Annotated in this window: 7 protein-coding genes and 2 tRNA genes; 4 read left to right on the top strand and 5 right to left on the bottom strand. The window is 40.0% G+C overall.

The annotated features are described in order from the left end of the window. Positions 1–60: 60 nt before the first annotated feature. Together NL42_RS15330 and NL42_RS15325 are read right to left on the bottom strand one after the other, a co-directional pair. Positions 61–146 (bottom strand) — tRNA-Leu (locus NL42_RS15330). A gap of 11 nt (positions 147–157) precedes the next feature. After that, positions 158–231 (bottom strand) — tRNA-Cys (locus NL42_RS15325). A gap of 152 nt (positions 232–383) precedes the next feature. Between NL42_RS15325 and folD the strand changes: the two genes are divergently transcribed. Continuing rightward, entirely contained in the window at positions 384–1,232 is an 849-nt protein-coding gene (folD, locus tag NL42_RS15320; RefSeq protein WP_461313391.1) for a bifunctional methylenetetrahydrofolate dehydrogenase/methenyltetrahydrofolate cyclohydrolase FolD, read from the top strand. 228 nt (positions 1,233–1,460) lie between these two features. After that, the gene (locus tag NL42_RS15315; RefSeq protein ID WP_461313390.1) at positions 1,461–2,129 is read left to right on the top strand and encodes a class I SAM-dependent methyltransferase; all 669 of its coding nucleotides are present in this window, start codon (positions 1,461–1,463) and stop codon (positions 2,127–2,129) included. 22 nt (positions 2,130–2,151) lie between these two features. Here NL42_RS15315 and NL42_RS15310 read toward each other — a convergent pair whose 3' ends face one another. Together NL42_RS15310 and NL42_RS15305 are read right to left on the bottom strand one after the other, a co-directional pair. Then, the gene (locus NL42_RS15310; RefSeq protein ID WP_003650088.1) at positions 2,152–2,574 is read right to left on the bottom strand and encodes a hypothetical protein; all 423 of its coding nucleotides are present in this window, start codon (positions 2,572–2,574) and stop codon (positions 2,152–2,154) included. Between the two features lie 117 nt (positions 2,575–2,691). Further along, the gene (locus NL42_RS15305; RefSeq protein ID WP_461313389.1) at positions 2,692–4,023 is read right to left on the bottom strand and encodes an MFS transporter; all 1,332 of its coding nucleotides are present in this window, start codon (positions 4,021–4,023) and stop codon (positions 2,692–2,694) included. A 372-nt stretch (positions 4,024–4,395) separates the two neighbouring features. Between NL42_RS15305 and glpK the strand changes: the two genes are divergently transcribed. Together glpK and glpD are read left to right on the top strand one after the other, a co-directional pair. Then, a complete protein-coding gene (gene glpK, locus NL42_RS15300; protein ID WP_461313388.1) occupies positions 4,396–5,904 on the top strand; it encodes a glycerol kinase GlpK in 1,509 nt (502 codons plus the stop codon). Between the two features lie 149 nt (positions 5,905–6,053). Beyond that, complete coding sequence (gene glpD, locus NL42_RS15295; RefSeq protein WP_461313387.1) at positions 6,054–7,571, top strand: glycerol-3-phosphate dehydrogenase; 1,518 nt, start codon at positions 6,054–6,056, stop codon at positions 7,569–7,571. A gap of 41 nt (positions 7,572–7,612) precedes the next feature. Here the strand turns inward: glpD and NL42_RS15290 are convergent, their stop codons facing one another. Next, positions 7,613–9,445 carry a phosphoenolpyruvate carboxykinase (GTP) gene (locus NL42_RS15290; protein WP_005038731.1) on the bottom strand — a complete coding sequence of 611 codons (1,833 nt, stop codon included), beginning with the start codon at positions 9,443–9,445 and terminating at the stop codon, positions 7,613–7,615. Positions 9,446–9,527: the final 82 nt, after the last annotated feature.

The following is a 9,527-nucleotide window of genomic DNA, read 5'->3' as shown; positions in this document are numbered from 1 at the left end:
AGGCATAAAAAAACCAGCTTACGCTGGATTTTTTATTGCACCATTTTCTGTACTAGAAAATGGTGCCCGGGGCCGGACTCGAACCGGCACGCTTTGTGGGCGGGGGATTTTAAATCCCCTGTGTCTACCTATTTCACCACCCGGGCTTTACCAAATTTGGAGGCGGAGGTCGGAATCGAACCGGCGTCCACGGAGTTGCAGTCCGCTGCATGACCACTCTGCCACCCCGCCTACATTTGGTGATGCACATATTAGCAACCTTTAGAAAAAAAACAATACTGTTTTTAGTGAAGATGAACATAAAAGCAACATCTAGAATAAAATTGTCCAAATAATCATGTATTATTGGCATATTAAATTCATGTCTACCTTGGAGATGTGCTGTGGCATTGGTTTTAGACGGTCGTGCATTAGCAAAGCAAATTGAAGAAAATTTGTCGGTACGTGTTGAGGCTTTAAAAGCTAAAACAGGTCGTACCCCAATTTTGGCGACTATTTTAGTTGGGGATGATGGCGCATCTGCAACTTATGTACGCATGAAAGGAAATGCTTGCCGTCGAGTAGGTATGGACTCTTTAAAAATTGAATTATCAGAAGAAACTACAACAGAACAATTATTAGCAGAAATCGAAAAGCTTAATGCCAATCCAGATGTTCACGGTATTCTTTTACAACATCCAGTACCTGCACAGATTGATGAGCGTGCATGTTTTGATGCGATTTCGTTAGCTAAAGATGTAGACGGCGTGACTTGCCTCGGTTTTGGTCGTATGGCAATGGGTGAAGCTGCATATGGTTCAGCAACTCCTGCTGGCATTATGACCATTTTAAAAGAAAACGATATCGAAATTGCTGGCAAACATGCAGTTGTTGTTGGCCGTTCTGCAATTTTAGGTAAACCAATGGCAATGATGCTATTGCAAGCCAATGCAACAGTAACGATTTGCCATTCACGCACACAAAACTTACCTGACCTTGTGAAACAAGCCGATATTATTGTTGGTGCTGTAGGTAAAGCCGAACTTATCCAAAAAGATTGGATTAAACAAGGTGCAGTGGTTGTCGATGCTGGTTTCCATCCACGTGATGGCGGCGGTGTAGGTGACATCCAGCTACAAGGTATTGAAGAAATTGCTTCTGCTTACACACCAGTACCGGGTGGTGTTGGTCCAATGACAATTACAACTTTGATTCGTCAAACTGTAGAAGCAGCTGAAAAAGCTTTAGGTTAATTTATTCACGACGGAGTCCTACCGTTTAACGCAAATGTTAGGAGCTCGTAAGTTACTTTTCTTTCGGGAAAAGTAACCAAAACCATTTGTCATCCGCAAAACTCGTCAGCTATTGGTTGGCTATAGATGAGTCGCAGAAACATTCTAATCTAATGTAGTCCTGCCTCGAACAATTGCGGATGACCTCAACGCGTATCAAATAGAAATTATAAATTGTTGAGCTTATTTATGAGCCGCACCTTTCAACTTACCAAAGCCCCTGAATATTTACTTCAAGCCTTGCATGAAGTGATTCCTCATTGTGAGTTAATGGTACAACAGTTACCAGAAACGCCTATTTCTTTATGGTTGATTCCACCAGTTTTCCGCACTGATCGCTTAGATGATGAGGTTATTCGCAGAATCTGGAATGACACGCCATATTGGATTTTTTGCTGGGCATCTGGTTTAGCAATGGCGCAGTGGTTACTCGCAGAGCCACATCATGTTAAAGATAAAGTTGTTCTCGATTTTGGTGCAGGTTCAGGTGTTGTTGCAATTGCAGCTAAAATGGCGGGTGCTAAAAGAGTAATCTGTTGTGATATTGATCAAGTTAGTCTGAATGCTTGTCGCGAAAATGCTTTGTTGAATGATGTTGAGCTGGAATATCTGGACGATTTATATAAAGCAGAGCAAGTTGATGTTTTATTGGCTGCTGATGTTTTGTATGACCAGTGCAACCGTTTCTTTTTAGATGAATTTTTGAAATTTGCGCCCGAAGTTTGGGTCGCAGATAGCCGCGTTAAAAACTTTAGTCATCCAAAATATCAAAAAATTGATGAAAGAAGTGCATCAACATGGCCAGATCTTGATGAAGCTAAAGAATTTAGAAATGTAAGTTTTTATAAGACGCTGTAAAAGAACAGCGTCTTAATTTAGATTATGAGCAAGTATAACGAACCACTTTTAACGTACTTGGGCGTGCTTCAAGTGCTTGGCGAGTCGCATAGTCTTCGCCATTGTTTAAACTTGGCGTATTCGATAAACCAAATGAGGCACGAGTTTCGCCCAATTGAACGCCATAATGTTCTTGTTGAGCCGGATTTGAAATCTCATTAATGCTTAGAACTGATAATTTATAAACTTTTTGAGCACCTAATACATTTTGACAAGCACGTTGCAATTTACGTTCGTCTAACTGCTGATTAGTGCGGCTAGCCAATGTATAAGCTAAAGTTGCCGAAGTTTTTGTTTGGTTTTCAATCTGATAGCCAGTTGAGCCGTTATATTGTCGAGGGGTGGTCTGACAAGCAGTTAAAATAAACATACTGCTTAATGCCAAACATAAAATACTTCTATTCATCAGTATAATCCTTATATTCTTATCTCTAGTATCTCATAAAACACAGCGATTGTTGGGGCTTAATCGCACGATTTAAGCTAACATCATCTGGCGATATTAACTCTTATTGGTAAAATATTAATGTTCTTTAATTTTTGAATGATGCTTAGTATCTTTCATAAAAATATAAATAATAAGTGAAATGAAGATCATAATACTTACATAAATAAAGTACCAAGATTCATGTCCAGCTTCTTTAAAACTTAAAGCAAAGAACTCTGCTGTACCGCCAAACAATGTATTGGCAATCGCGTAGGGTAAAGCTACCCCTAAAGCCCGAATATGCGCAGGAAATAGCTCTGCTTTAACCACGGCATTAATTGATGTATAACCAGTTACCATGACCAGACCCGCCAAGCATAACCAGAAAGCAGTCCAATAATTCTGTGTGGTTGCAAGCGCATTAAATAAAATATAAGTAAATAAAACCCCAGTTACACCAAAAGTGATCATGAGTGGTTTACGTCCGATTCGGTCTGACAAAGCACCAGCTACAGGTTGTAAGCACATGAAAATAAATAGCGCTAAAGTGGTAATTTGAGTGGCTTCTGGTTTTGTAAATCCGGAAGTATTCACTAAATATTTTTGTAGGTAAGTGGTGTAAGTATAAAAAGCTAAAGTTCCGCCAGCAGTTAAAAATAATACTGTAAAAGCTTCTTTTGGGTAGTGCTTGAATAAAGCAAACATGCCTGATTGTGGCTGGTCTTTTTCAGCTTGAGCATTTTTAAAAGATTGTGTTTCTAATAAGCCACGACGAATACGGAATACAACAATGGCAAGTAAAGCGCCAATAAAGAATGGAATGCGCCATCCCCAATCATGCAACTGTTGTTCGGTTAATACGATTTGTAATATTAAAAGAACACATAGAGCCGTCAATTGTCCTGCAATTAAGGTTACATATTGAAAGCTTGAGAAAAAACCACGTCGATTTCTTTCAGCCATTTCACTTAAATAGGTGGCGCTTGCACCATATTCACCGCCTACACTTAAACCTTGAATTAAACGTGCGACAACCAAAAGTAGTGGAGCGAATACGCCAATGCTTTCATACGAAGGGGTGACTGCAATGAGTAGAGAACCGACACACATTAAAGTGACGGAAAGAGTAAGGCCTGCTTTACGTCCTTTACGGTCTGAATAGATCCCCATAATCCATGCACCGATTGGGCGCATTAAGAAACCTACAGCAAAAATAGCTGCAGCTTGTAGCAACTGTGCAGTTTGACTTCCTTTTGGGAAAAAAGCATGAGCAAAATAGAGGGTAAATGCGGCATATACATACCAGTCGTACCATTCGACAAGGTTACCAGCAGAACCACCTAAAATTGATTTTAGGCGAGTTTTTGTATCTAAATGAGGTTGTGGAGTTGTTGCTGTAGAGGGTTGATCAACCATGGGTCGCTCCATGTTTCGCTTGGGTTGAATGCTAAAAAAGAGAGAATTTATTCCGTTTTTACATATTATCCAGAGGAGTATTTCACTTTATTTTTTTTATGTCTGTAAAACAATGTTTATTATTTAAGCAAAGGGATAGGTTGAATATTTATGTGATTTCAAATTAGACAGTTCGCATGTTCTTGTAGCTAAATTTTGACTTACTGCACATTATTTTCCCATAAAGATAAGAAAGTTGATCAAGAATGACCAATGTTTAGTTTAAGAAGTAATATATGCGTTAAAAACAATGATATATTCCAAAGAAAATTTTGAATAATGCAGTTAGACATGATGTTTTATCGTCATGAGCTGGTGTGTGTAAATAATGAAAGGGACGTTCAGATGTCAAATTGCCCGAAAAAATATATTGTCGCTTTCGATCAGGGAACAACAAGCTCAAGAGCAATTGTTTTAGATCATGATGCTAACGTTGTAAGTATTGCTCAAAAAGAATTTACCCAGATTTATCCTCAACCAGGTTGGGTCGAGCATGATCCTATGGAAATTTGGGCGACACAAAGTGCTGTATGGGTAGAGGCATTGGCTCAAGCCAGCATTAAGAGTGAGCAAGTTGCAGCAATTGGGATTACAAACCAGCGAGAAACCACAATTGTATGGGATAAGAAAACAGGAAAACCTATTTACAATGCAATTGTTTGGCAAAGCCGCCAAACTACAGAGATATGTAATCAATTACATAAGGCGGGTTGGCAAGATCACGTCCGTAAAGTGACAGGTTTGGTGATTGATCCGTATTTTTCTGCCACCAAAATAAAATGGATTCTGGACCATGTAGAAGGAAGCCGTGAACGGGCCGAGCGAGGTGAGTTATTATTTGGTACGGTCGATACATGGTTAATCTGGAAGTTAACCAATGGCGCAGCCCATGTCACTGATTTCACTAATGCTTCACGAACGATGCTTTTTGATATTGAAAAGCTTGAATGGGATGAGAAACTTTTACAAGCTTTAGATATTCCTAAAGCAATGTTACCAGAGGTACGTAGTTCATCTGAGGTGTATGGCTATACACATACAATTAGTGGGCAAGAGGTTGGAATTCCAATTGCAGGTATAGCAGGGGATCAACAAGCTGCACTTTTTGGGCAAATGTGCGTAGAACCTGGACAAGCAAAAAATACTTATGGTACAGGCTGTTTTCTTTTAATGAACACGGGTAAAAAGATTGTCCGTTCAGAGCATGGCTTACTGACGACGATTGCTTGTGGTGCAAATGGTGAAGTGAACTATGCCTTAGAGGGCGCCGTGTTTAATGGAGGCTCTTGTGTACAGTGGCTTCGTGATGAGCTGAAGGTGATTAAGAACGCTAAAGACTCGGAGCTTTATGCAACACGTGTAAAGGACAGTAATGGCGTATATGTAGTACCTGCCTTTACAGGTTTAGGTGCTCCATATTGGGACCCGACCGCTCGAGGGGCAATTTTTGGACTCACTCGTGGAGCGAGTATAGAGCATATTATTCGTGCAACTTTAGAGTCAATTGCTTACCAGACACGAGACGTACTTGACGCGATGCAGCAAGATGCAGAAGAAGAGCTTCGAACACTCCGAGTTGATGGTGGAGTAACTGCTAATAATTTCTTAATGCAATTTCAGGCTGATATTTTAGCCACACCAGTTGAAAGACCAACCATGAAAGAAACAACGGCTTTAGGTGCTGCTTTTCTTGCTGGACTGGCAACGAGTTTTTGGCAAGATTTAAATGAATTAAGGAATAAGTCTGCAATAGAGAAAGTTTTCGAACCACGTACCAGTCTTCAAGAAACTGAAGTTATGTATAAGGGATGGTTGAAGGCAGTTCAACGTAGTCAAAATTGGGTAGAGGATTGATTTCCTTTAAACTAATTAAATCGCAGAATAATCAATGAAGAGTTAACCTAGTAGCTATTTAAAATTGATTATTCTGCTTTTTTGATTGTTGTTTCATCAATTTGATGTTTTAATTTTTAATAACATAAACAATAAAAAGAAAATGAGAAATGACAGTACAAGCTAATGATTATTCAAAAATATATGATATTGCTGTGATTGGTGGCGGTATTAATGGTGTCGGTATTGCTAATGATGCGGCAGGCCGCGGATTATCCGTATTTTTATGTGAAAAAGACGATTTAGCTAGTCATACCTCATCTGCGAGCAGTAAATTAATTCACGGTGGTTTACGCTATTTAGAACATAAAGAATTTCGGTTGGTCAGGGAAGCTTTAGCAGAGCGTGAAGTCTTGTTGGCTAAAGCACCTCATATTATTAAACCAATGCGTTTTATTATGCCTCATCGACCACATTTACGTCCTGCATGGTTAATTCGGGCAGGCCTATTTTTTTATGATCATTTAGGAAAACGAGAAAAATTATTAGGATCAAATCTCATTTACTTCAAAGAAGATAGTCCCTTAAAACCAGCTATAACTCGTGGCTTTGAATATTCTGACTGTACTGTAGATGATGCACGTCTTGTCGTATTAAACGCACTACAGGCGAAAGAGAACGGGGCCAAAGTTGTAACACGAACACGATGTATTAAGGCTTATCGACAACAAGAATTGTGGCATCTGGAATTACAAACTGGGGCTGAGCTTTATCAAATACGTGCAAAAGCCTTAGTGAATGCAGCAGGTCCTTGGGTCGAGGAAATTATTAGTGAAAATCTACAATTAAAATCGCCATATCAAATTAGGCTTATACAAGGAAGTCATATTGTTGTGCCTAAACTGTACGATTGCCATAAAGCCTTTATTATGCAAAACGAAGATCGACGTATTGTGTTTGCCATTCCTTATTTAGAACAATACACATTAATAGGTACGACAGATCAGGAATATTTGGATGATCCTCAAAAGGTAGAGATTACAGAAGTAGAAATTGATTACCTTTTAGCAGTGACAAATTCACATTTTAAAAAGCAGCTCACCCGCGCAGATATTGTAAGTCAGTTTTCTGGAGTGCGAGCTTTATGTGATGATGAGTCAGATAATCCTTCAGCAGTTACACGTGACTATACTGTGGCGTTGCAAGTGGAAGATAAAATCACTCCATTACTGTCCGTATTTGGTGGAAAGATTACGACTTACCGGAAATTAGCGGAATCAGCTCTGGAACAACTTAGCCCATTTTTCATAGAAATGGGAGAGGAGTGGACCGCAAATGAAGTATTACCGGGTGCAGAGAATTGGACCACACTTGAAGATTTAGTTATAAGGATTCAAAACCAAGTGGAAGGGGTAACTGAGCAGCTTGCTACGCGCTGGGCAAATGCCTATGGCTCTCGAGTTTGGAATGTTTTGCATGAGCAAAAAACTCTTGAGCAGTTAGGACAAGATTTTGGTCACGGTTTATTTGAATCTGAAGTTCAGTATTTATGTGAAAATGAATGGGCAAATACGGCAGAAGATATATTGTGGCGTAGAACTAAGCTAGGTTTGGCATTTGATGAAAAACAAGTAAAAAATTTGGAAAGCTATTTGGCTGGACGTAGACAAAAAGATGATGCCGCATAATAAAAAAGGTCGCATATAGCGACCTTTTTTATATTTAGCAATTAGAAGCCAGTTTTTACAGCTTCAAGTAAAGCTGTTTGACGTTCTTTTAATGCTTTTGGTAAGCGTTCACCAAGTTTATTGAATAACTCAGTGTGGCTTTCAATTTCAGTAACCCACTGATCTTTATTTTGAGCTGTGATAAGGTCAAATTCTTCTTTAGAGAAATCAGTACCTTCCCAGTTCAAGTCATCGTAAGTTGGAACAAGACCAATTGGTGTTTCAACAGCGTTTGCACGACCTTCACAACGGTCAATGATCCACTCAAGAACACGCATGTTTTGACCGAAACCAGGCCATACGAAGTTGCCTTCAGCATCACGACGGAACCAGTTTACGTTGAAGATTTTTGGTAACTTATTACCAGCAGCTTCAGCTTTTGTACTTACTTCTTCACCAAGGCTTAACCAGTGATCGAAGTAGTCAGCCATGTTGTAGCCAGCAAATGGAAGCATCGCGAATGGGTCACGACGAACGATACCTTGTTGACCAACAGCAGCAGCAGTGGTTTCTGAACCCATAGTTGCAGCTTTATAAACGCCATCAACCCAATCAAAAGCTTCAGATACTAAAGGAACCGTATCTGCACGGCGACCACCGAAGATAAATGCAGAAATCGGAACACCTGCTGGATTTTCCCAGTCAGCATCGATAGAAGGGCATTGACCAGCAGCAACAGTGAAGCGCGCATTTGGATGAGCAGCTTTTTCACCATTTACGTGAGGTTGACCTTTCCAGTTAGTTAAGTTAGTTGGAATTTCTTTAGAAAGACCTTCCCACCATACTTCACCATCATTAGTCACCGCAACGTTTGTATAGATAACATCTTTGTGAAGAGTTGCCATACAGTTAGGGTTGGTCTTGGTATTTGTACCAGGAGCAACACCAAAGAAACCAGCTTCTGGATTGATTGCGTATAGACGACCATCTTCACCTGGTTTGATCCAAGCAATATCGTCACCTACAGTCTCAATTTTCCAGCCTTCATAGCCTGCTGGTGGAATTAACATTGCGAAGTTTGTTTTACCACATGCAGATGGGAATGCTGCAGCGATATAGTGTTTTTCACCTTGTGGGTTAGTTACACCAAGAATAAGCATATGTTCAGCTAACCAACCTTGTTCGCGTCCCATAACAGAAGCAATACGAAGTGCTAAACATTTCTTACCAAGTAATGCGTTACCGCCATAACCAGAACCATAAGACCAGATTTCACGAGTTTCTGGGTAATGAACGATGTATTTTTCAGGGTTGCAAGGCCATGCAACGTCTTTTTGCCCTTCAGCGAGTGGAGCACCTACGGTATGAATACAAGGAATAAATTCGCCGTCTGTACCTAACACGTCATAAACTGCTTTACCCATACGTGCCATTTTGCGCATGCTAACAGCAACGTAAGGAGAGTCAGTTAACTCAATGCCAATATGAGCAATATGGCTTCCAAGTGGACCCATAGAGAAAGGCACAACGTACATTGTACGACCTTCCATTGACCCTTCAAACAAACCATTTAACTTTTCACGCATAACAGCTGGTTCTTCCCAGTTGTTTGTCGCACCAGCATCTTCTTTCTTTTGAGAGCAAATGTAGGTACGATCTTCAACACGCGCAACATCAGATGGATCAGAATTTGCAAGATAAGAACCAGGATGTTTTTCTTGGTTTAATTTCTGCATGGTGCCGTTAGCGATCATCAAGTCGATTAGACGTTGATACTCTTCTTCGCTTCCGTCACACCATTCGATTTTTGCTGGTTTGGTTAAGTTTGCAATTTCTTCAACCCATGCGATAAGCTTAGGATGACGAACGAATTCTGGTGCGTTCACTGTGGTCATGGTGAGGCCTATTCAAAATATGTACAACAATGTACAAGTCATTCATTGAGGTACAATGAAAGATCAAATAAAAAAGTGGCTG

The sequence above is a fragment of the Acinetobacter sp. GN11 genome, assembly GCF_054823985.1.
This window is presented reverse-complemented; position numbering and strand designations above follow the sequence as displayed.

What these genes read in the sequence shown, in the direction of transcription:
- NL42_RS15305 (WP_461313389.1), bottom strand. Translation starts at nt 4,023, where the DNA reads ATGGAGCGACCCATGGTTGATCAACCCTCTACAGCAACAACTCCACAA.
- glpD (WP_461313387.1), top strand. Translation starts at nt 6,054, where the DNA reads ATGACAGTACAAGCTAATGATTATTCAAAAATATATGATATTGCTGTG.
- NL42_RS15290 (WP_005038731.1), bottom strand. Translation starts at nt 9,445, where the DNA reads ATGACCACAGTGAACGCACCAGAATTCGTTCGTCATCCTAAGCTTATC.
- NL42_RS15315 (WP_461313390.1), top strand. Translation starts at nt 1,461, where the DNA reads ATGAGCCGCACCTTTCAACTTACCAAAGCCCCTGAATATTTACTTCAA.
- glpK (WP_461313388.1), top strand. Translation starts at nt 4,396, where the DNA reads ATGTCAAATTGCCCGAAAAAATATATTGTCGCTTTCGATCAGGGAACA.
- NL42_RS15310 (WP_003650088.1), bottom strand. Translation starts at nt 2,574, where the DNA reads ATGAATAGAAGTATTTTATGTTTGGCATTAAGCAGTATGTTTATTTTA.